At 74.8% G+C, this 23,687-nt stretch carries 22 protein-coding genes; 13 read left to right on the top strand and 9 right to left on the bottom strand.

What is annotated here, in order from left to right; all coding sequences use genetic code 11:
• Together pknB and QZX64_RS11740 are read right to left on the bottom strand one after the other, a co-directional pair.
• The coding region (pknB, locus tag QZX64_RS11745; protein WP_295659974.1) for a Stk1 family PASTA domain-containing Ser/Thr kinase at nucleotides 1-1,540 on the bottom strand (1,540 nt) is incomplete at its 3' end.
• A gap of 106 nt (nucleotides 1,541-1,646) precedes the next feature.
• Nucleotides 1,647-2,372, bottom strand: coding sequence for a transglycosylase SLT domain-containing protein (locus QZX64_RS11740; RefSeq protein ID WP_295659971.1), 726 nt, complete (start codon nucleotides 2,370-2,372; stop codon nucleotides 1,647-1,649).
• A gap of 174 nt (nucleotides 2,373-2,546) precedes the next feature.
• Between QZX64_RS11740 and npdG the strand changes: the two genes are divergently transcribed.
• The 4 genes from npdG (at nucleotide 2,547) to QZX64_RS11720 (ending at nucleotide 5,913) form a co-directional block, all read left to right on the top strand.
• Nucleotides 2,547-3,224: an NADPH-dependent F420 reductase gene (gene npdG / locus QZX64_RS11735; RefSeq protein WP_295659968.1), complete on the top strand. Its 678-nt coding sequence runs from the start codon at nucleotides 2,547-2,549 to the stop codon at nucleotides 3,222-3,224.
• A 30-nt stretch (nucleotides 3,225-3,254) separates the two neighbouring features.
• Nucleotides 3,255-3,614: an Rv2175c family DNA-binding protein gene (locus QZX64_RS11730; RefSeq protein ID WP_295659965.1), complete on the top strand. Its 360-nt coding sequence runs from the start codon at nucleotides 3,255-3,257 to the stop codon at nucleotides 3,612-3,614.
• A 173-nt stretch (nucleotides 3,615-3,787) separates the two neighbouring features.
• A complete protein-coding gene (locus QZX64_RS11725; RefSeq protein ID WP_295659963.1) occupies nucleotides 3,788-4,978 on the top strand; it encodes a zinc-dependent alcohol dehydrogenase in 1,191 nt (396 codons plus the stop codon).
• The gene (locus tag QZX64_RS11720) at nucleotides 4,975-5,913 is read left to right on the top strand and encodes an SDR family oxidoreductase (RefSeq protein ID WP_295659961.1); all 939 of its coding nucleotides are present in this window, start codon (nucleotides 4,975-4,977) and stop codon (nucleotides 5,911-5,913) included. The genes QZX64_RS11725 and QZX64_RS11720 overlap by 4 nt, the downstream gene beginning before the upstream one ends.
• 8 nt (nucleotides 5,914-5,921) lie before the next feature.
• Here the strand turns inward: QZX64_RS11720 and QZX64_RS11715 are convergent, their stop codons facing one another.
• A complete protein-coding gene (locus tag QZX64_RS11715; RefSeq protein ID WP_295659959.1) occupies nucleotides 5,922-7,001 on the bottom strand; it encodes a polyprenyl synthetase family protein in 1,080 nt (359 codons plus the stop codon).
• Nucleotides 7,002-7,064: 63 nt separating this feature from the next.
• Between QZX64_RS11715 and metF the strand changes: the two genes are divergently transcribed.
• Both metF and QZX64_RS11705 read left to right on the top strand, forming a co-directional pair.
• On the top strand, nucleotides 7,065-7,955 hold the full coding sequence (gene metF, locus QZX64_RS11710) for a methylenetetrahydrofolate reductase [NAD(P)H] (protein ID WP_295659957.1): 891 nt from the start codon (nucleotides 7,065-7,067) through the stop codon (nucleotides 7,953-7,955).
• 29 nt (nucleotides 7,956-7,984) lie between these two features.
• Nucleotides 7,985-8,584: an SIMPL domain-containing protein gene (locus tag QZX64_RS11705; protein ID WP_295659955.1), complete on the top strand. Its 600-nt coding sequence runs from the start codon at nucleotides 7,985-7,987 to the stop codon at nucleotides 8,582-8,584.
• 2 nt (nucleotides 8,585-8,586) lie between these two features.
• On the opposite strand, the gene QZX64_RS11700 is transcribed toward QZX64_RS11705, so the two are convergent.
• Genes QZX64_RS11700 through QZX64_RS11690 form a run of 3 tightly spaced genes read right to left on the bottom strand, consistent with a single transcriptional unit; the run spans nucleotide 8,587 to nucleotide 11,020 of the window.
• Complete coding sequence (locus QZX64_RS11700; RefSeq protein ID WP_295659953.1) at nucleotides 8,587-9,903, bottom strand: NAD(P)/FAD-dependent oxidoreductase; 1,317 nt, start codon at nucleotides 9,901-9,903, stop codon at nucleotides 8,587-8,589.
• A gap of 10 nt (nucleotides 9,904-9,913) precedes the next feature.
• On the bottom strand, nucleotides 9,914-10,498 hold the full coding sequence (locus tag QZX64_RS11695) for a DUF4126 domain-containing protein (protein ID WP_295659950.1): 585 nt from the start codon (nucleotides 10,496-10,498) through the stop codon (nucleotides 9,914-9,916).
• Between the two features lie 48 nt (nucleotides 10,499-10,546).
• Entirely contained in the window at nucleotides 10,547-11,020 is a 474-nt protein-coding gene (locus QZX64_RS11690) for a YbaK/EbsC family protein (protein ID WP_295659948.1), read from the bottom strand.
• 74 nt (nucleotides 11,021-11,094) lie between these two features.
• Between QZX64_RS11690 and QZX64_RS11685 the strand changes: the two genes are divergently transcribed.
• From QZX64_RS11685 to QZX64_RS11655, 7 genes are all read left to right on the top strand, one after another.
• A complete protein-coding gene (locus tag QZX64_RS11685) occupies nucleotides 11,095-11,610 on the top strand; it encodes a hypothetical protein (protein WP_295659945.1) in 516 nt (171 codons plus the stop codon).
• A gap of 167 nt (nucleotides 11,611-11,777) precedes the next feature.
• Complete coding sequence (locus tag QZX64_RS11680; protein ID WP_295659943.1) at nucleotides 11,778-12,167, top strand: DUF6504 family protein; 390 nt, start codon at nucleotides 11,778-11,780, stop codon at nucleotides 12,165-12,167.
• Between the two features lie 10 nt (nucleotides 12,168-12,177).
• Complete coding sequence (locus QZX64_RS11675; protein ID WP_295659940.1) at nucleotides 12,178-12,618, top strand: SAV_6107 family HEPN domain-containing protein; 441 nt, start codon at nucleotides 12,178-12,180, stop codon at nucleotides 12,616-12,618.
• Nucleotides 12,619-12,900: 282 nt separating this feature from the next.
• On the top strand, nucleotides 12,901-16,899 hold the full coding sequence (dnaE, locus tag QZX64_RS11670; RefSeq protein WP_295659938.1) for a DNA polymerase III subunit alpha: 3,999 nt from the start codon (nucleotides 12,901-12,903) through the stop codon (nucleotides 16,897-16,899).
• Nucleotides 16,900-16,918: 19 nt separating this feature from the next.
• Nucleotides 16,919-17,632, top strand: a complete 714-nt coding sequence (locus tag QZX64_RS11665; protein ID WP_295659935.1) for a methyltransferase domain-containing protein — start codon at nucleotides 16,919-16,921, stop codon at nucleotides 17,630-17,632.
• A gap of 21 nt (nucleotides 17,633-17,653) precedes the next feature.
• Nucleotides 17,654-18,829 (top strand): DNA polymerase IV, encoded by a 1,176-nt coding sequence (gene dinB, locus QZX64_RS11660; protein ID WP_295659932.1) that lies wholly within the window; start codon nucleotides 17,654-17,656, stop codon nucleotides 18,827-18,829.
• 126 nt (nucleotides 18,830-18,955) lie between these two features.
• Complete coding sequence (locus QZX64_RS11655) at nucleotides 18,956-19,381, top strand: DUF3040 domain-containing protein (RefSeq protein WP_295659930.1); 426 nt, start codon at nucleotides 18,956-18,958, stop codon at nucleotides 19,379-19,381.
• Between the two features lie 138 nt (nucleotides 19,382-19,519).
• Here the strand turns inward: QZX64_RS11655 and QZX64_RS11650 are convergent, their stop codons facing one another.
• From QZX64_RS11650 to QZX64_RS11640, 3 genes are all read right to left on the bottom strand, one after another.
• The gene (locus QZX64_RS11650) at nucleotides 19,520-21,883 is read right to left on the bottom strand and encodes a DUF3488 and transglutaminase-like domain-containing protein (protein WP_295659928.1); all 2,364 of its coding nucleotides are present in this window, start codon (nucleotides 21,881-21,883) and stop codon (nucleotides 19,520-19,522) included.
• Nucleotides 21,880-23,160, bottom strand: coding sequence for a DUF58 domain-containing protein (locus tag QZX64_RS11645; RefSeq protein WP_295659926.1), 1,281 nt, complete (start codon nucleotides 23,158-23,160; stop codon nucleotides 21,880-21,882). Before QZX64_RS11645 ends, QZX64_RS11650 begins: the two co-directional genes overlap by 4 nt.
• Nucleotides 23,153-23,687: MoxR family ATPase (locus QZX64_RS11640; RefSeq protein ID WP_295659923.1), on the bottom strand; the 535-nt coding region annotated here is incomplete at its 5' end. The genes QZX64_RS11645 and QZX64_RS11640, both read right to left, overlap by 8 nt.

The raw sequence follows: 23,687 nt of genomic DNA, 5'->3' as shown, positions 1-23,687 counted from the left end.
CCGCCTTGCCGTAGGCGAGCCTCGCGCCCAGGAGCGCGTCCTGGGCGGCGTCGAGGCCCAGTCCCTGCGTCTCGGGCACCGGGTAGCGCTCGGGCCCCGCCGAGAGCACCAGCGTCACGGTGCCGCCGTCGAGCACCCGGGCGCCCGGCTCGGGGTCCGTCGAGAGCACCTGCCCGGCGGGGACGCTCTCGCTGTACGCCGGGTCGCCGACCTCGGTGGCCAGGCCCGACCCGTCGAGCTGCGCCACCGCCGCCGCCTGGTCCATTCCCAGGACACCGGGTGTGCTGGTGTAGCGGACCGCGCCGAACCACCACGCGCCCCCGGCGAGGGCGGCCACCAGCAGGACGGCCAGCACCAGCGTGACCGGCCCGCGCCACGAGCGCCGGCCGTGCTCCGACGGGGGGTGGCGGTCCGGCCGGGGTGGGGGCAGCCGGTCGATGCCGGGGCGCCCGATCGTCGAGGTCGCGGAGGTCGCCGACGGCACCGGCGCCATGGCGACCCGGCTGGTGCGCTCGTGCACCGGCGGGGCGTCGGTGCGGACGTCGTCGAGGTCGCTGGTGTCGAGCCACTCGGGGGCGTCGGCGAGGTCCGGCGCCTCCAGCGTGAGGCCGCGCACCGGCATCAGGTCGGCCACGAGGTCGGGGTCGTGGCCCACCCGGTCGGCCAGCGCGTGGCTGACGCGGTGGAGCTGGTGCAGCAGGACGGAGGCGTCGGCGGGCCGCTGGCCCCGGTCACGGGCGGTCGCACGGGCGACCAGCGCGTCGACGTACGCCGGCAGGCCCGGCACGACCGCGGAGGGAGCCGGGACGTCCTCGTGCACGTGCTTGTAGGCCACCTGGATCGGTGACTCGCCCTCGTGCGGCTTGCGGCCGGTGAGGAGCTCGTACATCAGCACGCCGGCGGCGTAGACGTCGGCGCGGGCGTCGGCCCGGCCGTCCACGACCAGCTCGGGGGCGAGGTAGGAGACCGTGCCGATCAGCACGCCGCCGGTCGCGGTGTGCTGGGTGTCGGCGCTCACGGCCTTGGCGAGCCCGAAGTCGGCCACCTTCACCCGGCCGTCGTCGGCGATCAGCACGTTCTCGGGCTTGATGTCACGGTGGATGAGTCCGGCCCGGTGGGCCGCCGCCAGGGCCGAGAGCACCGGCTCCAGGAGCGCCAGCGCCCGCGACGGGCTCAACGGGGACTCCTTGCGGATCACGTCGCGCAGCGTGTGCCCGGACACCATCTCCATGGCCAGGAAGACGACCCCGTCCTCCTCGCCCTGGTCGAAGACGCCGACGACGTTGGGGTGCGAGAGGCGCGCAGCGGCCCGGGCCTCGCGCACGAAGCGGGCAGCGAAGTCGTCGTCGTCGCCCAGCCCGGGATGCATGACCTTGACCGCCACGATCCGGTCGAGCCGGAGGTCGGTGGCCTCGTAGACGCTGGCCATGCCGCCCCGGGCGATGCGCGGGCCGATCTCGTAGCGGCGGTCCAGCAGCCGGCCGACCAAGGGGTCGGCGGCACCGGCGCGGGCGCGGCGGGCGCGCTCGTCAGGCTCCACGGCTCGACCTCCGTCTGCCGGATGGGGAAGGATCCGGGGCTCAATCGTACGGATCCTGGCCGGGCGCGGGCGCGCACGCGGGCTCGCGGCGTGGCGCCGCGCCCCCTCAGGCGGGCGGGCGGCCCTGCTCGAGGCGCCGCTTGATGGCCAGCACGTTCGCGACGTACGCCTTGCTCTCGTCGTAGAGGCCGTGCCGGCGCACCGCTCCGAGGCCCTGGTAGTACGCCGCGACCTGGTGCCGACGGCTGTCGGTGAGGCGGTCGAGGAGGCGCAGCAGGAGCACGCCCGCCACCACGTTGTCGCGCAGCCGCCGCGGCCGCAGCGGGCGGTCGGCGTAGAGCTCCATCCAGTCGGCGGTGCCGCGCAGCACCTGCATGGCACCGATGGCACCGGCGCTGGAGGTGCGCTGCATCTGCCAGCCGGACTCCTGCCACGACACCGCCAGGGCCAGCTGCGGGTCGACGCCGTGGCGGCGCGCGACCCGGACGACGACGGACCGGACCCTCTCGCGGGAGGGGGAGGCACCGCGACGGTCGGTCCGGTCGCGCGCCGCGGCGCTGCGCACCACGGGGATGCGGAGGCGCTGGCCGACCTGGAGACGGGCATCGGGGCCGAGGTGGTTGAGCGCCACCAGCTCGGCCGTCCACGCGTGGAAGCGGGTGGCCAGTCCGGTGGCCGTGTCACCGGCGCGCACGGTGTAGGTGCGGATGTCGCGGCCGTCGGGGAGGTCGGCGTGGTCGGCGGTGGCCGGGGCGGTGAGGCTCACGGCGGTGGTGGACAGGACGGTGGTGGTCAGGGCGGCGCAGACGGCGGCGCGCAGTGCGAGCGGCACGGTCTCTCCTCGTCCTCGCGCTGGGCCGGCCCCCGGGACGGGAGGGAGCCGAGGGAAGCGCCACCGCGAATCGAGCACGCGACGTTACCGGGAGCGAGCGCAGGCATCCCGCGACCGGCCGGGTTCGGCGGGTCGCCCGGACCGTGCCGGGGCGTGGCTGGGAGGCTGGGGCCCATGACCTCCCTCCCCGACCTGCTCGCCGGCCGCGTCGTGTCCGTGCTGGGCGGCACCGGTCCCCAGGGCCGGGGGCTGGCACGCCGGTGGGCGGTGGCCGGGGTCCCCGTCGTCCTCGGCAGCCGCAGCGCCGAGCGGGCTGCCGAGGCCGCCGCCGCGATCGCTGTGGCGACCGGCGGCACCGTCACGGGTGCCGACAACGCCGGCGCGGCCGAGCAGGGCGACGTCGTGGTGGTGGCGGTGCCCTGGGACGGCCACCGCGACCTGCTCAGCGAGCTCGCGCCTCTGCTGGCGGGCAAGGTCGTCGTCGACTGCGTCAACCCGTTGGGCTTCGACAAGCAGGGCGCGTTCGCGCTGCCCGTCGAGGAGGGGTCGGCGGCCCAGCAGGCGCAGGCGGTGCTGCCCGGCGCCACGGTCGTCGCGGCCTTCCACCACGTCAGCGCGGTGCTCCTCGACGACCCCGACATCTCCCGCGTGGACACCGACGTGCTCGTGCTCGGCGACGACCGCGCCGCCACCGACCTGGTGCAGGCGCTCGCCGACACGATCCCCGGCACCCGGGGCGTCTTCGGCGGACGCCTCCGCAACGCCCACCAGGTCGAGGCGCTCACCGCCAACCTCATCAGCATCAACCGCCGCTACAGGGCGCACGCCGGCGTGCGGGTCTCGGATGTCTGACCTGCCGGCGAGCAGTGGCAGAGTTGTCCCATGAGCGAACAGCCCGACCTGTCCGTCCTGGTGCCCGAGTGGATCGACTGGGCCGAGACCGCCCGGCTCCTGGGCCTCTCCGTGAGCCGGGTCCGCACGATGATCCGCGAGCACGAGCTCGCCGCCGCCGTGCCCGTGCCCGGCGCCGGCCAGAAGGTGCCGGCCGACTTCGTCCAGGACGGCCTCGTCGTCAAGGGCCTCCCCGGGCTGCTGACGGTCCTGCACGACGGCGGGTACGACGACCGCGAGGCCATCGCGTGGATCTTCACCGACCACGACCTGCCCGGGCGGCCGATCGACGCGCTGCGCGAGAACCGCGGCTCCGAGGTCAAGCGCCGGGCCCAGTCGATGGCGTTCTGAGCGCCGTGGCACGCCGGCGGTCCCGCCCGGGTCCGTCGTCATGACCACCCGGCGTGCCCTGCCGGGCTCGCCGGTGCCGGCCTCGCCGCCACGGTGCTGGTGCTGCCCTCCGTGCACCGCCCGCGGCGCACCGGCTCCGAATACCGCCTCCGGCGCGTGGGTACCGCACCCCCATGAAGGCACTCACCTGGCAAGGCACCCGCAAGGTCTCCGTCGAGGAGGTCCCCGACCCCCGCATCGAGCAGCCCACCGACGCCGTCATCGAGGTGACGTCCACGGCCATCTGCGGCTCGGACCTGCACCTCTACGAGGTGCTGGGCCCCTACCTGCACGCCGGTGACGTGCTCGGTCACGAGACGATGGGCATCGTCCGCGAGGTGGGCCCGGAGGCGGGCGACCTCAAGGTCGGCGACCGCGTCGTCGTGCCGTTCAACATCTCCTGCGGTCACTGCTGGATGTGCTCGCGCGGCCTCTTCGCGCAGTGCGAGACCACCCAGGTGACGGAGTTCGGCAAGGGCGCCTCCCTGTTCGGCTACACCGAGCTGTACGGCCGCGTGCCCGGAGGCCAGGCGGAGTACCTCCGGGTCCCGCAGGCCCAGTTCGGGCCCGTCAAGGTGCCCGAGGGGGCCGCGGACGAGCGCTACCTCTTCCTCTCCGACGTGCTGCCCACCTCGTGGCAGGCCGTCGAGTACGCCGACGTGCAGGAGGGCGACACCCTCGCCGTGTTCGGCCTCGGGCCGATCGGCCAGATGACGGCCCGCATCGCCAAGCACAAGGGCGTCCGCGTCATCGGCGTCGACCTGGTGCCCGAGCGCCTCTCGCTGGCCGCCGGCTGGGGGATCGAGGTGCTCGACCAGTCGCAGCTCGGCAAGGTCGACGAGGTGGCCCGCGCCGTCTTCGACCTCACCGGTGGCCGCGGCGCCGACGCCACGGTCGACGCCGTCGGCATGGAGGCTCACGGCTCGCCGGTGGCCAAGGCGGCCGTCGCCGCCGTCGGGCTGCTGCCGAACGCGGTCGCGAAGCCGGCCATCGACAAGCTGGCCGTCGACCGCATCGCCGCCCTCAACGCCGCGATCAAGTCCACCCGCCGCGGTGGGACCGTCTCCATCAGCGGCGTGTACGGCGGGGAGGTGGAGCCGCTGCCCATGATGGAGATGTTCGACCGCGGCCTCCAGCTCCGGATGGGCCAGTGCCACGTCAAGCGCTGGACCGACGACATCGTCGCCGTGCTCGAGCAGGACGAGGACGTCCTGGGCACCGAGTCGCTGGCCACCCACCACCTGCCGCTGGGCGAGGCGCCGGCGGCGTACGAGATGTTCCAGAAGAAGGCGGACGGCTGCATCAAGGTCGTGCTCAAGCCGTGACGGGGCACGAGCCGAGCGTCGTCCTGATCACCGGGGCCTCGAGCGGCATCGGCCGCGCCGTCGCCCAGCACGTGGCCGGCCGTGGTGACCACGTCGTGCTCGTCGCCCGCGGCAAGGCGTCGCTGGAGGACGCCGCCGAGGAGTGCCGGGCGGCCGGTGCCTCCAGCGTCGCGGTACTGCCGGCGGACGTCGGCGACGACGAGGCGGTCGCCGACGTCGTGGCCGCCACGATGGCCGAGCACGGCCGCCTCGACCTGGTGGTCCAGTCCGCCGGCGTCGTGGCCTACGGGCGCACCGAGGACGTCCCGGCCGAGGTGTTCGACCGGGTCCTGCGCACCAACCTGATCGGCTCGGTCAACGTGGCGCGCCACGTCCTGCCCGTGCTGCGCCGCCAGGAGCGCGGCGGCCTGGTGCTGATCGGCTCGCTGATCGGCCACATCGCGGTGCCCCTGATGAGCCCGTACGTGCTGAGCAAGTGGGGCATCCGGGCGCTGGCCCGCCAGCTGCGCGTCGAGAACCGGGACCTGTCCGACGTCCGGATCGCCTACGTCGCCCCGGGCGGCGTCGACACCCCGATCTACGCCCAGGCCGCGACCACGCTGGGGATCCACGGCCGGCCGCCGCCGCCCGTCGCCTCGCCCGAGCACATCGCCCGGGTCGCCGTCCGGCGCGGCGAGCACGGCCAGGTCCGCGAGCAGGTGGGGCTGGCCAACGACGTGGTGAGGTTCGGCTTCAACGTCCTTCCACAGGTGTACGACGCCCTGGTGGCCCCGCTGTTCACCATGGCCGCGCTGGACCGCACCCGGGTCGTCGGCACGCGCGTCGGCAACGTCCTGGAGTCGCTGGAGGAGGGGAACGCCCTGCACGGCGACCAGGGGAGTCCGCTGCTGGGCATCGTGCGCAACCTGCGCCGCCGGATGCCGGGCCAGGACTGATCGAGGCCTCAGCCGGCGCGCTGGGTGGCGGCCGCGGCGAGCTCGCCGAGCACGAGGCGGGCCCGCTCGTCGATCCGCGCTCCCTGCAGGGCCTGGAGCGCCCGGTCGGACAGCGCCCCGATGACCTCCTCGACCTGGGCCTGGGCACCGGAGTCGTCGATGACCTCGCGCAGTCGGTCGACCTGGGCGGCGGAGAGCGCGGTGCCGAGCGAGGCGTCGAGCAGCACGGCCTCGTCACGGCCTGCGGAATCGAGCGCCAGCGCCACCAGCACGGTGCGCTTGCCCTCGACGAGGTCGTCGCCGGCCGGCTTCCCGGTGACGTGCGGGTCGCCGAACACGCCGAGCAGGTCGTCGCGCAGCTGGAACGCCTCGCCCAGTGGCAGTCCGAAGCCGCCCAGCACCGTCATGGTGCCCTCGTCGGCGCCGGCCAGCGCGGCGCCGATGTGGAGGGGGCGCTGGATGGAGTACTTCGCCGACTTGAACCGGAGCACCGTCATGGCGGTGTCGACGTCGGCCCGCCCGCGGGCCTGGACCGACACGTCGAGGAACTGGCCGGCGATGACCTCGCTGCGGCACAGGTCGAAGAGCTCGAGCGCCCGGGTGACGTCGTCGGCGGGCAGGCCGCACCGGCGCAGCATCTGGTCCGACCACGCCAGCAGCAGGTCGCCCAGGAGGATCGCGGCCGCGGCGCCGTACTGCACCGGGTCACCGCGCCAGCCGGCCGAGCGGTGCTGGGACTCGAACGTGCGATGGGTGGCCGGACGGCCGCGCCGGGTGTCGGAGGCGTCCATGTAGTCGTCGTGCACGAGGGCGCTGGCGTGCAGCAGCTCGAGGGCGGCACAGGCACGCACGAGCGCCTGCTCGTCGGCCGGCTCCCGCACGGCGCGGAAGCCCCAGTAGCAGAAGGCGGCGCGCAGGCGCTTGCCCCCGGTCACGGCCGCCCGGGCCTCGGCGAGCAGTCTCGCCGCGTCGGGCCCCAGCTCGGCCAGCCCGTCCACCTGGGCGTCGAGGAAGGTGTCCAGGGCGGCCTGCACGGAGGCATGGAAGCCGGCGGCGTCCCAGCCGGAGGAGGGGGACGGGGCGTTCACGCCGCCGAGACTAGCCAGTGGACCGCGCGCGGGACGTCCCCGCCCCCTCCCTAGGATTGCGGCATGAGTCCCGACCGCGCCCGCAGCATCGGCGAGCTCGTCCGCGAGGGCGGGCGGTCGTTCTCCTTCGAGTTCTTCCCGCCCAAGGACGACGAGGGCGAGGAGGTCCTGTGGCGCTCCATCAGCGAGCTCGAGCCGCTCTCGCCCACCTTCGTCTCGGTGACGTACGGCGCCGGCGGCTCGACGCGTGAGCGCACCGTGGCCATCACCGGGCGCATCGCCCGCGAGACCTCGATGCTGCCGATGGCGCACCTGACCTGCGTGGGCCACACCACCGGGGAGATCGCGAGGATCCTCCGCGACCTCGAGGGCGCGGGCGTGCGCAACGTGCTCGCGCTGCGGGGCGACCCGCCCGAGGGCCCCGGCGGGCCGTGGGTGGCCACCGAGGGCGGGCTCAGCTACGCCTCCGAGCTGGTCGCCTTCATCAAGCGGACCGCCGACCTGTCGGTGGGGGTCGCCGCGTTCCCGGAGGGGCACCGCGACGCCGCGAGCCTGGACGCCGACGCCCGCGCGCTCAGGGCGAAGCGCGACGCCGGTGCGGAGTTCGCGGTCACCGAGATGGTGCTGCGGGCCGGTGACTACGTCGGGCTGGTCGAGCGCGCCGCCGCCCTGGGCGTCGACTTCCCGATCATCCCCGGCGTGATGCCGATCCTGAACCTCAGCTCGATGCGGCGGATGGCGCACATGTCGGGCCGCGAGATGCCCGAGGAGACGCTCGCGCGCATTCTGCCGCTCGCCGACGACCCGGCCGCCCTGCGGGCCGAGGGCATCGCGATCGCCACCGAGCTCTGCGAGGCGCTGCTCGACGCCGGTGCGCCGGGGCTGCACTTCTACACCCTGAACCGGTCGAAGGCGACGCGCGAGATCTTCTCAGCCCTCCGCCTGCCCGTCTGAGGCCGCCCGCGGACGCTACGGTCGGGGCCATGCGCACCGTCACCGTCACCGGCCGGGGCTCGGCCCGCGTCGTCCCCGACTCCGCCGTGGTGCGGGTGGCCGCCGTCGAGCGCGCCGCCGGGGTGGCCGAGGCCTTCGCCGCGGTCTCCGCCTCCGTGGACCGGATCGGCGACGTCGCACGGCGGCACACCGAGCCGCGCCGCATCTCCTCCCAGGGCATCAGCGTCTGGCCCTGGCACGACCACGACGGCACGGCCCGGGGCTTCGAGGCGCGGCACGGGCTGCTCGTCGGGTGCGCCGACCTCACCGCTGCCGGGGCGCTGCTCGCCGAGCTGAGCGCCGAGGTCGGCGACGCGCTCCGGCTCGACGGCGTCTCCCTCGAGGTGTCGGACCAGGAGGCGGCGCACGGGCAGGCGCGGGAGGCCGCCTTCGCGGACGCCCGGGTGCGCGCCGCCCAGCTCGCTGCGCTCAGCCACGCCACGCTGGGCACGGTGCAGGAGGTCGTCGAGGCCGGGCCGCGGGCGGTCGAGGCCGGCGCGGCGCACGAGGTGGCCGTCGCGTCGGCGAGGCTCGAGCCGGGGGAGACCAGCATCGGCGCCGGCGTGACCGTGACGTTCGAGCTCCTCTGACCTCAGCCCGCCGGGCCGATCGCCTGGGCGACCAGGGCGGCCGACAGGCCGACGTACGGCAGTCCGGCGCCGGGGGTGGCGTGCGCCCCGGCGGCGTACACGCCGGGAACGGGGGTGCGCGGCCCCAGGCGCCGGGTCACCGTCGAGCGGCCCTGCCAGAGCACGCCGAGGGGCGAGCCGCCCCAGTCGGCGACGAGGTCACGGGGGCTGAGGTCGAGCCGGGTGACCAGCCGCTGCCGGACGTCGATCCCGCGCCGCGCCAGCGCGACGAGCGGGTCCTCGGCGAGCCGTCCGCGCCCCAGCACGGTCCAGGCGTGGGCGCCATCGGGCGCGGTGCCGCCGGGACGGACGACGAGCAGCGGCTCCTTCACGCGGTCCCCGCCGTGCAGCACCACCTGGGCCGGCAGGTCGGGTGCGTCACCCTCCAGCCCGACGTGGCAGACCGCCGGCGGGACGGTCGGCACGGTCGCGCGCACCGACGGCGCCAGCGCGGGCAGCCGGCGCGGGTCGACCGCGCACACGACGGCGTCCGCGTCGACCTCGCCGGACGGCGTGGCCACCGCGACGGCACGGCCCTCCCGCACCACGACGTCGAGGGCGGGGGTGGCGGTGAGCACCTCGACGCCGCGGGTGGCCAGGCGCCCGGTCAGCGCGACCCCGAGCGCGGCCAGTCCGCCGGCCGCGGTCCAGGCACCGAACCGCTGCTCGAGATAGGAGACGACGCCCGCCCAGGACGGCACGTCACGCGGGTCGTGGCCATCGAGGAGGAAGGGCGTGGCCGCCACCAGCCGCAGGCGCTCGTCCCCGAACGCCCTCCGCAGCGTCCGGTGCAGCGTCTCGCGCCCGGTCAGCCGCGCGGTCAGCGCGCGGGGTGCCAGAGCGGGGTCCCAGGGCCGCTCGAGGTAGTCGCGCCGGAGCAGCTCCCAGTCGTCGCCGCGCGCCTCGACGTACGACGCCCACGCCTCGCCGAGGCCGGCGCCGAGGGCGTCGAAGGCGGCGACCTGCCGGCTGCGCGACGCGCCGGCCAGCGACAGCGTCGAGCCGTCGGCGAAGCGGTGCTCCCGCACCGGGTCGACGGGCACCAGCTCCAGCTCGCGCTCCAGCGGCCGACCGGTCTTGCGGAAGAGGTCGCGGACCACCGCCGGCAGCAGGGTGGTGGTGGGGCCGGCGTCCCAGGTGAAGCCGTCCTGCGCCCGGGTCGACAGCGCGCCGCCGAGCCGGTCGGAGCGTTCCAGGAGCGTCACCCGGTGCCCGAGCTTGGCGAGCCGGGCCGCGGTGGCCAGGCCGCCGAACCCGCCGCCGATCACCACCACGCGCATGGCGCACACCCTAGGTGGCCAGCGGGCCGCGTCCCTTCCAGCGCCGCCATCCCCGTCGTACGACGCGGGCGAGCACGACCAGCAGCACCAGCCCCAGCAGCAGCAGCACGCCGGCGACGGCCGCGGCCGCCCGCGGGTGCTCGAGGGCGAACAGGACGATGCCGAGCACCGCGACGTCCTCGGCCAGGCTGGCACCGACGGTGGTGAACGGCTCGGGCGAGGTGTTCAGCGCCAGGCGTCCGCCGGCCTTGGCCAGGTGCGAGAGCAGGGCGGAGCCGCCACCGACCGTCGCGCCCAGCGCCTGGTCCAGCGAGGTCGCCTCACCGGCCACCAGCAGGCCGATCACCGCGCCGACGGTGGGCCGGACCACGGTCGACACGGCGTCCCAGGTGGAGTCGACGTAGGGGACCTTGTCGGCGACGAACTCGACCGCGTAGAGCGCGGCGGCAGCGGCGAGCACGTCCCAGCGGCCGAGGGCGTCGGGCACCTGCTCGAGGTCGTGCAGACGGTCGGAGATGCCGAGAACGAGCACCACGAGGTAGGCGTTGACCCCGCTCGCCCAGCCGCTCGAGAAGGCCAGGGCGAGGGGGTCCACGGCGCCAGTGTGGCCGACCCGGCCCTCACCCGACCAGCGGGCGGCGCGTCACTCCACGTCGATCTCCGAGGCCCCGGTGAGGGAGACCAGCTCGGTGAACGTCGTGGAGAAGACCGCGGCGGGATGCCCGGCGGCGGCCCAGATGACGTCGTGACGGCGCAGCCAGGAGTCGATCCACGTCGGGATCGCGACCGGGTGCGCGATGGGTGAGACGCCACCGATGACCTGGCCTGTGTGGGTGCGGACGAAGTCCGGCGCGGCGCGCGTCAGGGGCGGGGTGCCCATGGCCCGGGCGACCTTGGCCGTGTCGACCCGGTGGGCGCCCGAGGTGAGGATCAGCACCGGGGCGCCGCCGGCGTCGAAGAGCAGGCTGTTGGCGATGGCGCCGACCTCGCAGCCCAGCGCCGCGGCGGCGAGTGCGGCGGTGTGGACCCCATCGGGAAGAATGACCACGTCGCCGGCGCCGCCGCGACGTGCGTGCTCGGCCCGGAAGGAGGTGATGGAGGGGTGTTCGCTCGCCATGGTGAGACCCTAGTCACCCGCTTTGGCCTCGCCGACCCGCCGGGCACCGCCACGTCCACCGTCCGGGGGAACGCATGACCACCGCGCCCAACCCACCGCCCACCGACGACCCGGGCGGTCCGACCGCCTCGCCGCGGCCGCGGTCGGTGACGCACGTGGTGCGCGTGCTGCTGGCGCTGGTGGTCATCACCGGGCTGGCCGCGGTGCTCGTCCGGGTGCGGCAGGACGAGGTCGTCCGCACCTGGGCCGAGGGCAACGTCGCGGCCCGCAAGCTGCTCCTCGAGGGCGGGGTCGAGGCGGTCGAGGCCAGCCCGATCGTGCCGTCGTTCGTGCCGCTGGCCATCGTGTTCTTCGTGGTCTTCGCCCTGCTGGTGGGCGTGCTGCTGGCCTTCTTCGTCGAGGGTCACGAGTGGGCCCGCCTGTCCCTGGCGGCCACCGCCGTCTTCGGGATCCTCGCTGCTGCCGTGGTGCTGCGCCTCGGGCTGCCGGCGCTGTTCGTCGTGGTGTCGGTGCTGGCCATCCTGCTGTGCCTGGTGCTGCTGTTCCTCCTCTGGCGACCCGACACCAACCGCTGGTTCCGCGAGGTCTGACCCCCGCTCCTCCCTCCCCGCGGTCCGGCCATTGACGGACTGTCGGTGGGTCGGTGTACCTTGGCGGTGTTCGAACAACTGTTCGATGCGGCCTCCGGTGGCGGTGACCTCGACCCCCACCGCCACCGGGGTCGGCGGGGTCGACCGACATAGCGAGGAGGAGCCGGATGAGACGGTACGACGACCCCGTGGAGGTCCGCAGGGGCCCGGTGGGCGGAGCCACCGGCAGGGAGGTCGCCGGAGACGGCGGCCCGGCCGAGGAGGGTCCCGAGCAGTTCCTGTGGCGCGGCCGGCTGTGGAAGGTGCGCTCCGTGGTGGCCCACTGGGTCGAGACCGCGCCGTGGTGGCAGTCCGAGGGCGTGCAGGCCGTGGTGGGCACCGACGGTGAGCCGGGGCCCGGGGCGCGCGGGCGCGGTGCCGACGACCTCCTGGTCGAGCGCGAGCTGTGGCGGGTGCACGCAGGTCGGGGCGGTGCCGCCACCGACGGCGGCGGCGTCTTCGACCTCTCCTTCGACTGGTCCGACGGCCGCTGGCTGCTCGTCGGCTGCGTCGACTAGGGCGCGCCGGATGAACCCCCACCTGCTGCCCGCGACCACCCACTCCTACCTCGCCCGTGCGGCCGAGTCCCTGCAGGAGGCCATCACGACCTCCGACGTGCCCACCCGCTACGCCTGTGCTCACGTGTCGGCCCTGCGGGCCACCGCGGCACTGCTGGCGGCGCGTGCCCACCCCTCGCCCGGCCGGCGCCGGCAGAAGAACGCCTGGGTGCTGCTGGCCGACGTCGCTCCCGAGCTCGCGGAGTGGGCGACCTTCTTCGCCGCCGGGGCGGGCAAGCGTGCGGCGGCCGAGGCGGGGTCGACCCGCGCGGTCACCGAGCGGGAGGCCGACGACCTCGTCCGTGACGCCGACCGCTTCCTCGGGATCGTCGAGTCGGCGCTCGGCCTGGTGCCGCACGCCCCGCTCGCCCAGCGCCTGGTCGTGGCGGGCGGCCGGGCCGGCGTCGCCTGAGCGTTGCACCTGAGTGCCGGTGTGCCGGGAGCGCCTCCTGGACGTGAGGAGGGGCGTCGCAAGGAGCTTCTCGCCGACGCCCGTCCGGCACCACCGGTCCTCCGTCGGCGACCCCGCGGGCCGGTCGCCGCGCGGCGGACGACCGGGCTGGACCGCTGTGGACGGGCGGCTTGACGCCCGCACCGGCGCTGGAGTTACTGTGATGGAGCCGATCGAACGTCTGTTCGACTGGCTCCACCGTTTCGTTGCTGGGGTCGACATCAGTGTGCGGAAGGCAGGCCCATGTCCGACCCGTTCGTCCATCTCCACGTGGCCTCCGGCTACTCCCTGCAGTACGGCGCCTCGCACCCGCACACGCTGGTCGAGCGGGCGCTCGAGCACGAGATGGACACCCTGGCCCTCACCGACCGTGACGGCACCTACGGCGCGGTGAAGTTCGCCAAGGCGTGCAGCCGGGCCGGGATCCGCCCCGTCCTCGGAGTCGACCTCGCGGTGCGGCCCGCCGCGGTCGGCCGCTCCTCCGGCGGGCGACCCCCGGGCAGCGGGGCAGGCGCAGCCGCCCGACGTACCCCGGTCCGGGGCGGGGCGTTCCGCGAGGAGGAGGCACTGCCCCGGGTGACCCTGCTGGCCCTGGGCCGCGCCGGCTGGGCCTCGATCTGCCGCCTGGTCTCGGCCACCCACCTCACCGGTGAGCGGGGTCGCCCGGTGGCCGACCTCGACCTGCTCGCCCCGCACCTGGTGGGGGGAGGCGTGATCGTCCTGCTCGGCCCTGGCTCCCAGCTCGGTGCCGCGGTGACCCGCCGCCGCGACGACGAGGCACGGGCGGTGCTCGACGCCTGGCGGGCCGCACTGCCGCCGGAGAACCTCGTGGTCGAGCTGGTCTCCCACCGGCGGGCGGCCGGTCCGCAGGCCACGTGGGGCCCGGGCAGCACCCCGCACGCCGCGCGGATGGCCGGGCTCTCCCACGCCGCCGGGGTGAGTGCGGTGCTGACCAACGCGGTCCGCTACGCCGACCGTCTCGACGCGCCCACCGTCGACGTCCTCGACGCGGCCCGCCGGCTGGTGCCGCTGGGCTCCGCCCAGTCCCGGCACCCCGGCTCGGCCGACCGGGGCAACGCCGAGGGGTTCTTGAAGTCCGGCAAGCAGATGCACGAGGTCGCCGACGAGGTGTGCCGGCTCGCCGGGCTCGGTCCGCGCGAGGCCCGGTCGCTGCTGGCCACCACGCGCACGGTCGGTGACCGCTGCGCCCTGGACCCCCGGGCCGACCTGGGCATCGGCGAGGTGCACTTCCCCGAGCTCGAGATCTCCACGCGCTCACCGATCACCGTTCCCCGCACCGTCGTCGGTGGCCCACATGCGGGCCCGTCCCCCGCAGGGGGCGGCCCGGCGCCCTCCGGCGGTCGGTGGATGGGACTGGCCCCCCGGAGCGAGGGACGAGCGGAGGGGTGGTTGCCGGCCGCCGGAGGGTGGGGGGCCGCCCCCGGTGAGGAGCGGGCGGCCGTCGCTCCTGCGTCCGCCGACGAGCGCCTCGCCATCACGACCCCCGGCGTCTCCGAGGCCGATGCGCTCCTGCGCGCCCGGTGCGAGGCCGGCATCGGCCGGCGCTACGGCTCCGCACCCCGCCAGCGCATCTGGAAGCGGCTCGACGACGAGCTCGAGATCATCCGCGAGCTCGGCTACGCCTCCTACTTCCTCACCGTCGGCGACGTCACCGACCTCATCAAGGAGATGGGGGTGCGGATCGCGGCCCGCGGGTCGGGTGCGGGCAGCCTGGTCAACTACCTGCTCGGCATCTCCGGGGTCGACCCCATCCGCCACCACCTGCTGATGGAGCGGTTCCTCTCCCCGCTGCGACAGTCCCTGCCCGACATCGACGTCGACGTCGAGTCGGCCCGGCGGCTGGAGGTCTACGAGGCCATCCTCGACCGCTACGGCGGGGAGCGGTGCGTGTGCGTCTCCATGATGGACACCTACCGCGTCCGGCACGCTGTGCGTGACGTCGGGGCGGCGCTGGGGGTGCCACCCGGCGAGATCGACGCGATCGCCAAGGCGTTCCCGCACATCCGGGCGCGCGATGCGCGGGTGGCGCTGCGCGAGCTGCCCGAGCTGCGGGCCAGCGGGCTGGGGGAGCAGCGGCTCGACCTGATGTTCCGGCTGGTCGAACGGCTCGACGGCCTGCCGCGCCACATCGCCATGCACCCGTGCGGGGTCCTGCTCTCCGACGCGACCCTGCTCGACCGCACCCCGGTCGAGGCCAGCTTCGCCGGCTTCCCGATGAGTCAGTTCGACAAGGACGACGTCGAGGACCTCGGCCTGCTCAAGCTCGACGTCCTCGGCATCCGCATGCAGTCGGCGATGGCGCACGCGGTCGCGGAGATCCAGCGGGTCGACGGCGTGGAGATCGACCTCGACGACGAGGTGCAGGTGCCCTTCGAGGACGACACCACCTTCGACATGATCAGCTCCGCCAGGACCCTCGGCGTCTTCCAGATCGAGTCGCCCGGCCAGCGCGAGCTGGTCGGCAAGTCCGGCATCGGCTCCTTCGACGACATCATCACCGACATCTCGCTCTTCCGGCCGGGCCCGGTCAAGAGCGACATGATCACCCCCTACCTGGAGGTCAAGCAGGGCTGGAGGACCGTGTCCTACCTCCACGACGACCTCCGGCCGATCCTGGCTCCCACCCACGGCGTGGTCGTCTTCCACGAGCAGGTCATCGAGATGATCGCCCAGTTCGCCGGGGTCGGCTACGCCGAGGCCGACGAGAAGCGCCGGGCCCTCGGCGACGTCGAGGGGATGGCCCAGACCCGGGCGTGGTTCGTCCCGCGCGCCCGTGCGCTCGGCTACTCCCACCAGGTCACCCAGCGGATCTGGAAGGTGCTGGAGGCGTTCGCGTCGTTCGGCTTCTGCAAGGCCCACGCGGCGGCGTTCGCCCTCCCGACCTACCAGTCCGCCTGGCTGAAGGCGCACTGGCCGGCCCACTTCCTGTCCGGGGTGCTCACCCACGACCCGGGCATGTATCCCAAGCGCCTCATCCTCGACGACGCCCGCCACTTCGGCATCGGCGTGCGCGGTCTCGACGTCAACGCCAGCGAGAAGCGCTACGTCGTCGAGCCGGCACCCGACGAGGCCGCCGGCTACGCCATCCGGCTCGCCCTCGCCGAGGTCACGGGGATCACCGAGGGCGAGGTCGACCGCATCGTGGCCGCCCGGCCCTACCAGTCGCTCACCGACCTCTGGCACCGCGCGGCGGTGTCCCGCCCGACCGCCGAGCGGCTGGTGCTGGCCGGTGGTTTCGACGCCCTCTACCGCATCGGCGGCGACTCCGAGGTGCGCCGTCGTGGCCAGGTCACCCGTCGCGACCTGCTCCTGCAGGTCGCCGAGCTCGACCGTCACGCCCGTGCGCTCGACCGCGCCGCCCGGGCCGGGCGGGGGCGGGGGCTGTCCTCGGCCCGCCGCCCGTTGCCGGCGACCGAGCGGGCCACCGACGCGGCGGGCCGCAACAGCAGCGACCCCGTCACCCGGGAGGGTGTGTGGGGCCGGGCAGCGGCGCAGTCCCGCGCCGCGGCGACGCCGCGGGCCGTCGACTCGGTGCAGCTCACGCTCGCGCTCGGCGACGAGCCCGCCGAGGGCGAGGTCACCGGACTTCCCGAGCTCACCGCCGAGGAGCGGATGAAGGCCGAGCTGGAGATCCTCGGCCTCGACGTCAGCCGTCACGTGGTCGACGGCTACGCCGACTTCCTGGCGGCGATCGGCGTGACCCGCAGCCGCGACCTCCTGTCGCAGCGCAGCAGGGCCGAGCTGCTGGTCGCCGGGGTCAAGGTGGCCACCCAGACCCCACCGATCCGCAGCGGTCGACGTGTCGTCTTCCTGACCCTCGACGACGCCACGGGGCCGGTCGACGCGACGTTCTTCGAGGACGCGCAAGGCCCCTACGCCTCCACCGTGTTCGGCTCGTGGCTGCTCGTGGTCCGGGGCGAGCTGCGCCGCACCGGCCGGCGCGGGGTGTCGCTGCGGGCCACCGGCGCCTGGTCGCTGCCGGAGCTGTCCGCGACGTGGGAGCAGGCGCCGACGGCAGCCGACGGGCTGGCCGCGGTCCGGGAGGCGATGCGCCCGGTGACCGACGTCCTCGGCGACCCGGAACCCCCCGGCCGGCGTCGGGTGCTGCTGCACTCCAGCGGTTTCCAGCTGTCCCCCTACGCCGACGTCAAGCCGGCCGGCGACGACACCCGCGGCGTCGCGCGCAAGCTGTGGCACCGCTCGCCGGGGAGCCCGGGATGATGCCACTAGGGTCTGTCCCATGTCCGAGAGCGTTCGTCGGGGGACCGCCCGCACCGTCGTGGTGTGGGACGCCCTCCTGGAAGCACTCGACGAGCGGGCACGCATCGTCGACATCGGTGGTGGCACCGGGGGGTTCGCCGTCCGGCTGGCCGGCCTCGGCCACACCGTCACCGTGGTCGACCCCAGCCCCGACGCCCTTGCGGCGCTCGGGCGGCGGGCGGCCGAGAGCGACGTCCGTGACCGGATCACCGGCATCCAGGGCGACGTCGACGGGCTGCTCGACATCGTCGAGGAGGCCGACGTGGTGCTGTGCCACGGCGTGCTCGAGGTGGTCGACGACCCGGCCGCCGCCCTCGCCACGATCCACCGGGTGCTCCGGCCCGGCGGGGCGCTCAGCCTCCTCGTCGCCCAGCGCCACGCGGCCGTGCTCGCCCGGGCGATGGCCGGGCACTTCCAGCAGGCCCTGGCGCTGCTCGACCGCTCCTCTCCTGCCGCCGGTGGGCGCTCGAGCAGCCGCTTCACCCACGACGAGGCGGCCGACCTGCTGGCCGGTGCGGGCTTCACGGTCGACGCGGTGCACGGCGTCCGGGTCTTCGCCGACCTGGTGCCCGGGTCACTGCTCGACCTCGAGCCCGGTGCCACCACGGCCCTCGTCGAGCTCGAGCGGGCCGTCGCGACGCGTCCCGAGTACCTCCCGCTCGCGGCCCAGGTCCACCTGCTCGCCCACCGCTGACCGGGCTCCCGGGTGGCTGCCGTGAGCAGCCGGACCCCGATCCTGCACGTCGACATGGACGCGTTCTACGCGTCGGTGGCCACCCGCGACCGTCCCGACCTGGACTCCGTCCCGGTCATCGTCGGCGGTGGCAGCCGCGGTGTGGTGCTCTCGGCCAGCTACCTGGCCCGCGAGCACGCCGTCCGCTCCGGGATGCCGATGACCCGAGCCCGGCGGCTCTGCCCGCAGGCGGTGGTGATCCCACCCGACTTCGAGACCTTCGGCCAGGTGTCCGCGGCGGTCATGGAGAACTTCCGGCGGGTCACCCCGCTGGTCGAGGTGCTCTCGCTCGACGAGGCGTTCCTCGACGTCTCCGGTGCCACCCGGCGCCTCGGCTCACCCGCGGAGATCGCCGAGCGGCTGCGCTCGACCATCCACGACGAGCAGGGCATCACCTGCTCGGTGGGGGTGGCGGCATCGGTGTCGGTGGCCAAGCTGGCCAGCCGCCGGGCCAAGCCCGACGGGGTGGTCGTGGTCGCGCCGCACGCCGTGACGTCGTTCCTGCACCCGCTCGACGTGGGAGAGCTGTGGGGCGTGGGTGAGAAGACCCAGGCGACGCTGCACCGCCTCGGGCTGGTCACCGTGGGGGATGTCGCCCACACACCCGTGCGCACGCTGCGCCGCGCCGTGGGCGACCACCTCGGCAGCCACCTGCACGACCTCGCCTGGGGCGTCGACCGCCGCGTCATCACCCCCCGGCGGGGCCCCGACGAGCCGGACCGGTCGATGGGTGCCGACGAGACCTTCGCGCGCGACACCGACGACCGTGAGGTGATCGGCCGCGAGCTGCTGAGGCTCTCGGCCCGGGTCGCCCGGCGGATGCGCGCGGTCGGTGTCGCCGGGCGCACCGTCACGATCAGGATCCGGTTCGCCGACTTCACCACGATCACCCGGTCCCGCACCCTGCCCGAGGCCACCGACGTGACCCAGGAGATCTACCGCACCACCACCCGCCTCTACGACGCCCTGGGCCTGCAGCGGGCGCGGCTTCGCTTGGTGGGTGTGCGGGTGGAGGGCCTGGTGCCTCGCGAGCGGGTGCACCGCCAGCTGGTGCTGGGCGAGCGCGAGCGCGGTTGGGTCGACGCCGACCGGGCCGTCGACCTGGCCGCCCGTCGCTTCGGGCCCGCGGCGGTCCGACCCGCCAGCCTGCTCGGATGAACCGGTGCGAGGAGCCGCGGCACAATTCGGCATGGGATTTTCCTGAGCCGCCTAGTGTCTTCGCGAGGCCCTGCCTAGACTTGTTGCACGCGGGCGTCCGCGCATCGATCAGGGACCGGAGGAACCGTGCCACTCTCCGAAGAGGAACTGCGTTTGCTGGAGCAGATGGAACGCGCCCTCGTCGAGGAGGACCCCAAGTTCGCGCACACCCTGCGCGGCACGGCGTTCGCTCGTCGCTCGCGTCGACGGGCCGTCGCGGCAGGTGGTGTGTTCCTCGTCGGCGTCGTCGTCCTGATGACCGGCGCCATCACCGAGCGCGCCTGGGTCGGCATCGTCGGGTTCCTCGTCATGCTGGCCGCTGCAGCCGTTGCCCTCACCTCCTGGCAGGGGCGCGGCACCGAGCCGGCCGCGCCGCGCGAGACGTCCCACGGCGGCTTCGGCGTGGTCGACGGTGGCCGCAAGGGCAGGTCCCGCACCAAGGCACCCTCGTCCGGCTCCTTCATGGACCGCATGGAGGAGCGCTGGCGTCGTCGGCGCGAGGGCGGCTACTGATTCGCACCACCCCGGCACCACGCGGCTGACCGGCCCCGGTGCCTGAGCGCCCGGATCCGAGTGGCCTGGCGTCAACAGCCAGCACCGAGTGGCCCAGCACCGAGTGGCCCAGCACCGAGTGGCCTGGCGCCGAGTGGCTCAGCCGACGTGGTCGGTGACGACCCCACCGGGGGCGATCTCGACCTCGGCCTGGTCGGAGTCTCGCGCCCGCTCCCGGCGCAGCACCGAGGTCGGCCACCAGTGCGCCCGCCGCCTCGTGCGCGGGGCGACGCCCGAGCGCAGCGCCTCGGCGCACGCCTCGACGTCGGCACGCAGCGCGGTCCCGTCGTCGTGCGGCCCGTGCGCGTCCGGTCGCGCGTAGCGTGACCTCTCCACCGCGACGACGATCCGGTCGAGCGCGGCCACCGCCTGGGGTGCCAGCTCGGGGCCCCGCGCCGGCCGCTGCTCCTCGTGCGCGGCGGGGGCTCCGAACAGTCCGGCCACCGCGAGGCCGGCAGCCCGCGGCGAGCGGCCCGCGGGCCACGCGTGGCCCAGGTCCAGGACGCTGTCCCGCAGCTCCTGCCAGGCCGACTCCACGTCGCCGGCCTGCCAGCGACGCTGCCGGCGCCGCTCGCGCAGCAGCCGGGGCAGCAGCAGCAGCCCCGCCACGAGCGCCACGACGACGAGGGTCGCTGCGAGGAGGCGCCACGGCACCGACGTACCGCTGCTCGCCTCGTCGTCGGCCACCGCGCCGGGGCTCTCCGTCGTGCGGTCCGGGACCGCCTCGTCCTCGGTCGCACCCGTGCTCGGCGCCACGGTGGGTTGCGCGGGAGCCAGCTCGCTGTCGGTGTACGCCGGGGTGTCGGGCGCGCGGTCGGCCGGGGTGGGCTCGAACCGCACCCATCCGGAGCCGGGGAAGAACAGCTCGGGCCAGGTGTGCAGGTCGTGCGCGGAGTACTGCCACTGGCCGCCACCGATCTGCGAGGGCTGCAGGAAGCCGACCGCCACCCGCGACGGGATGCCGATCGAGCGAGCCATCAGGGCCATGGCGGCGGCGAACTGCTCGCAGTAGCCCTCTCGGGTCACGGTGAGGAAGTCCACGAGTGCGTCGTTGTCGACCGGGGCCACCTCGAGGTCGTAGGTGAACTGCGAGCGGAACCAGTCCTGCAGGGCTCGAGCCTTGCGGAAGCGCGTGGTCTCCTCGACGGTCACCTGGGAGGCGAGGTCGCGCACGACGGCGGGCAGGCTCTCGGGGATCTCGGTGTAGGCGAGCGAGACCGCGTTGTTGCCCGGGGCCGACTGGTCGAGGCTGGCCTCGTCGTAGGTGAGGTCGACGCCCGTCATGTCCCACTGCAGGCCGGCGGTGGTGAGGTCGTCCTCGCTGGCGAGGAAGTCCATGGTGCCGCGGTCGTAGCGCCAGTCGCCGGGCGCGTTGATCTCGGTGACCGACGAGACCGTGGGCAGCCACGTCGAGGCGAACTGGCTGGTCGCCTCGAAGGAGTACGACGACTCGCGGCGCTCGACGAAGTCGGAGACGCCCTGCAGGTCCGGCATGGCGCCGCTGGCGGGCTGCGTGTTCGGGATGTCGCGGTCGCCGGGCGTCCACTGGTCCCCGTTGAAGCGGGTGAGCAGGGCGATCCGGACGTAGTCGGGCCGCGGCCCCGACGTCGCGATGCGTAGCAGCGGCACGTCCTCACCGCGCTCGAGGTCTCGACGCAGGTCCGCGAGCGGGGTCCGGATCTCGACGTCGCCGCCAGTGCCGACGCCCGGGCCGTCGAAGAGCTCGAGGCCGGCCGACGGCAGTGCCAGCGGCACGACGAGCGCCAGGGCGGTGGCGGTTCCGCCCATGGCGAGGGCCGAACCGCGGACGGCACCGGTGCGCACCCCGAACGCGTGGGGGTCGGCGTCCGCGGCCTGCGGGTCGAGCCCCCGGCCCCAGCGGGAGAGGTGCTCGTCGTGCTGGAGGAAGAGCAGGGACAGGTAGCCCGCGGCCATCAGCGCGAACAGCCACCACGACACGCCTCCGGTCGGCAGGCTCAGCGGCAGGCTGTAGAGCGCCAGCAGCGGCAGCCCGGCGAGGGCCACGCGCTGCCACGAGACCGCGACCAGGTCGACGACCAGCATGCCGGCGACGCCGCCCATGAGCAGCAGCGGCGTCACGGGGGGTACGACGGCGGGCACCGGCGCGGCGTACTGGGTGGATGTCTCCATGGCCGCGCGCACCGCGGCGCCGAGGTCGGCGAGCGCGTCCGGGGTCGGCGCGATCGAGCCGGTGATCGACTGGAGCACCAGCAGCGACGCCACGGCGAGCTGCACCAGGAACACCGCCCAGACCGGCCAGCGCAGCCAGCGGGTGCCGGCACCGATGCCGGCGTTGACCAGCCCGATGAAGAAGAGGGGCACCAGGAAGCGGGCGGCGTCCTCGGTGAGGCCGCGCCACCCGACGACGGTGACGAGCACCGTGAAGGCGGCGACCAGGGAGAGCAGCGCGCCCTGCCCGAGCCCGGAGCGCGCGCGGCTCATCGGGCCACCGCCCCGGTGGCGCTGGCCGCGGTGCGGCCGCGACGCCCGGACCGGCCGAGCTCCTGCCACACGGCGTCGAGCCGGTCGCGCGGCCCGAGCGAGGCGGCGCGCCAGCCCTGGGCGACCAGCGCGGTGCCCGCGCTGCCTGCGGTGCTCCGCGGCAGGTGCGGCGCCCACTCGTCGACGTCCAGCGTGATCGCCATGGCGGCGGTGCTGTGGTGGACCAGCCGCGACAGGAACGGCTGGTCCGCCGGCGTCACCGCGCCCAGCACGGCGACGACGAGGCCACCGCGACCGGCCTCGGTCAGCCAGCCGGTGTCCAGCCGCGGCTGGTGCTCGGCCTGCACCACCGCCAGCGCCTCGAGCAGCGGGCCGGTGTTGACGTCGGTGTCGCGGAAGTGCCACGCGGTGCTGGGGTCCTCGCCGGACGCCGTCACGAGCCGCACGGCGAAGCCGCGGTGGGTGAGGTGCACGGCGATCGACGCGGCGGCGGACACCGCGGTCTCCAGCGAGGAGGCGATGCCCTGCCCGCGGTGGGAGACCAGCCGGTTGTCGAGGAAGATCGTCGCGCGCGACTGCCAGGGCTGCTCCTCGCGCCGGACCATCAGCTCTCCCGTGCGGGCCGAGCTGCGCCAGTGGACGCGACGCAGGTCGTCGCCCCGGCGGTACTCCCGGACGGTGACGTCCTCGGCCGAGCCGGTGGCGAAGGCCCGCGGCCGGTTGTCGCCCGACCCGGTCCAGGCGCCACCGACGGGGATCTGGGGGAGCGGCACGGTGCGCGGGGTGACGGTGAGCGGTGCGCTGCTGTGGAAGGCGCGGCCGAGCTCGACCAGGCCGAAGGGGTCGCTGACGCGCACGGTCATGGGCCCGATGTCGAAGTGGCCACGGGTGTCGGACCGGATCTGGTAGCTCACGTGCCGGCGCCAGCCGTGGCCGATGCCCTCCAGCACGAAGCGCGGCCGGGTGCCCAGGACGTAGGGCACCTGGTCCTCGAGCAGCAGGACTCCGGTGGGGGTGCGGCCCTCGTTGGTGAGGGTGAGCTGCACCCGGGCGGCCTGCCCCGCGGCGACCAGCTGCGGGCTCACGGTGCGCACCAGGGCCAGGCGGTAGCGCGACCGTCCGATGAAGTACGCCGTCACGAGGGGCAGCGCGACCGCGAGCACGCCGACGCGGGCCAGGGTCGGCTGGCCCAGCACGAGCGCGCAGACGACGGCCGTCACCCCGGCGGCCAGGAAGGCCCGCCCACGGACGGTCAGGCCGGCGAGGGCCTCACGCACGAGTGGACACGTGCCGCGGCTCGGGCACCGGCACGCTCCCGACGAGGCCCTCGAGGACGGTCGTGCTCGTGCGGCCGCTCATCGCCGCCTCGACGTTCGGCATCAGGCGGTGGGCCAGCACCGGGCCGGCGAGCGCGTGCAGGTCGTCGGGGAGTACGTAGTCGCGCCCGGCCATCGCGGCGGCCGCCTTGGACGCGCGCACGAGGTGCAGGGTGGCCCGCGGGGAGGCGCCGAGCATCAGCTCGGTGCTGTGCCGGGTGGCGGTGGTCAGCGCGACGGCGTACCGCTGCACCGCCTCGGAGACGTGCACGCGTCCCACGATCTCCACGAGCTTGCGGATCTCACCCGCATCGGTCACCGGCTCGAGGTCGTCGAGCGGGTTGGACCGGGTGTGGGAGTTGAGCATCGCGATCTCCGCGGCCTCCACGGGGTAGCCGACCGAGACGCGGGCCATGAAGCGGTCGCGCTGGGCCTCGGGGAGGGCGTAGGTGCCCTCCATCTCGATGGGGTTCTGGGTCGCGATCACC

It is taken from the genome of uncultured Nocardioides sp. (genome assembly GCF_902805925.1).
In the GTDB taxonomy this organism is placed as follows: domain Bacteria; phylum Actinomycetota; class Actinomycetes; order Propionibacteriales; family Nocardioidaceae; genus Nocardioides.
Note: the sequence above shows the minus strand (reverse complement) of the source record. Positions and strands in the feature narration are given on the sequence as shown.

What these genes read in the sequence shown, in the direction of transcription:
- dnaE (WP_295659938.1), top strand. Translation starts at nt 12,901, where the DNA reads ATGTCCGACCCGTTCGTCCATCTCCACGTGGCCTCCGGCTACTCCCTG.
- QZX64_RS11700 (WP_295659953.1), bottom strand. Translation starts at nt 9,903, where the DNA reads ATGCGCGTGGTGGTGATCGGCGGCGGGTTCGGCGGCCTGGCCACCGCG.
- QZX64_RS11675 (WP_295659940.1), top strand. Translation starts at nt 12,178, where the DNA reads ATGAACCCCCACCTGCTGCCCGCGACCACCCACTCCTACCTCGCCCGT.
- QZX64_RS11730 (WP_295659965.1), top strand. Translation starts at nt 3,255, where the DNA reads ATGAGCGAACAGCCCGACCTGTCCGTCCTGGTGCCCGAGTGGATCGAC.
- QZX64_RS11705 (WP_295659955.1), top strand. Translation starts at nt 7,985, where the DNA reads ATGCGCACCGTCACCGTCACCGGCCGGGGCTCGGCCCGCGTCGTCCCC.
- QZX64_RS11680 (WP_295659943.1), top strand. Translation starts at nt 11,778, where the DNA reads ATGAGACGGTACGACGACCCCGTGGAGGTCCGCAGGGGCCCGGTGGGC.
- QZX64_RS11665 (WP_295659935.1), top strand. Translation starts at nt 16,919, where the DNA reads ATGTCCGAGAGCGTTCGTCGGGGGACCGCCCGCACCGTCGTGGTGTGG.
- metF (WP_295659957.1), top strand. Translation starts at nt 7,065, where the DNA reads ATGAGTCCCGACCGCGCCCGCAGCATCGGCGAGCTCGTCCGCGAGGGC.
- QZX64_RS11650 (WP_295659928.1), bottom strand. Translation starts at nt 21,883, where the DNA reads ATGAGCCGCGCGCGCTCCGGGCTCGGGCAGGGCGCGCTGCTCTCCCTG.
- QZX64_RS11685 (WP_295659945.1), top strand. Translation starts at nt 11,095, where the DNA reads ATGACCACCGCGCCCAACCCACCGCCCACCGACGACCCGGGCGGTCCG.
- npdG (WP_295659968.1), top strand. Translation starts at nt 2,547, where the DNA reads ATGACCTCCCTCCCCGACCTGCTCGCCGGCCGCGTCGTGTCCGTGCTG.
- QZX64_RS11690 (WP_295659948.1), bottom strand. Translation starts at nt 11,020, where the DNA reads ATGGCGAGCGAACACCCCTCCATCACCTCCTTCCGGGCCGAGCACGCA.
- QZX64_RS11725 (WP_295659963.1), top strand. Translation starts at nt 3,788, where the DNA reads ATGAAGGCACTCACCTGGCAAGGCACCCGCAAGGTCTCCGTCGAGGAG.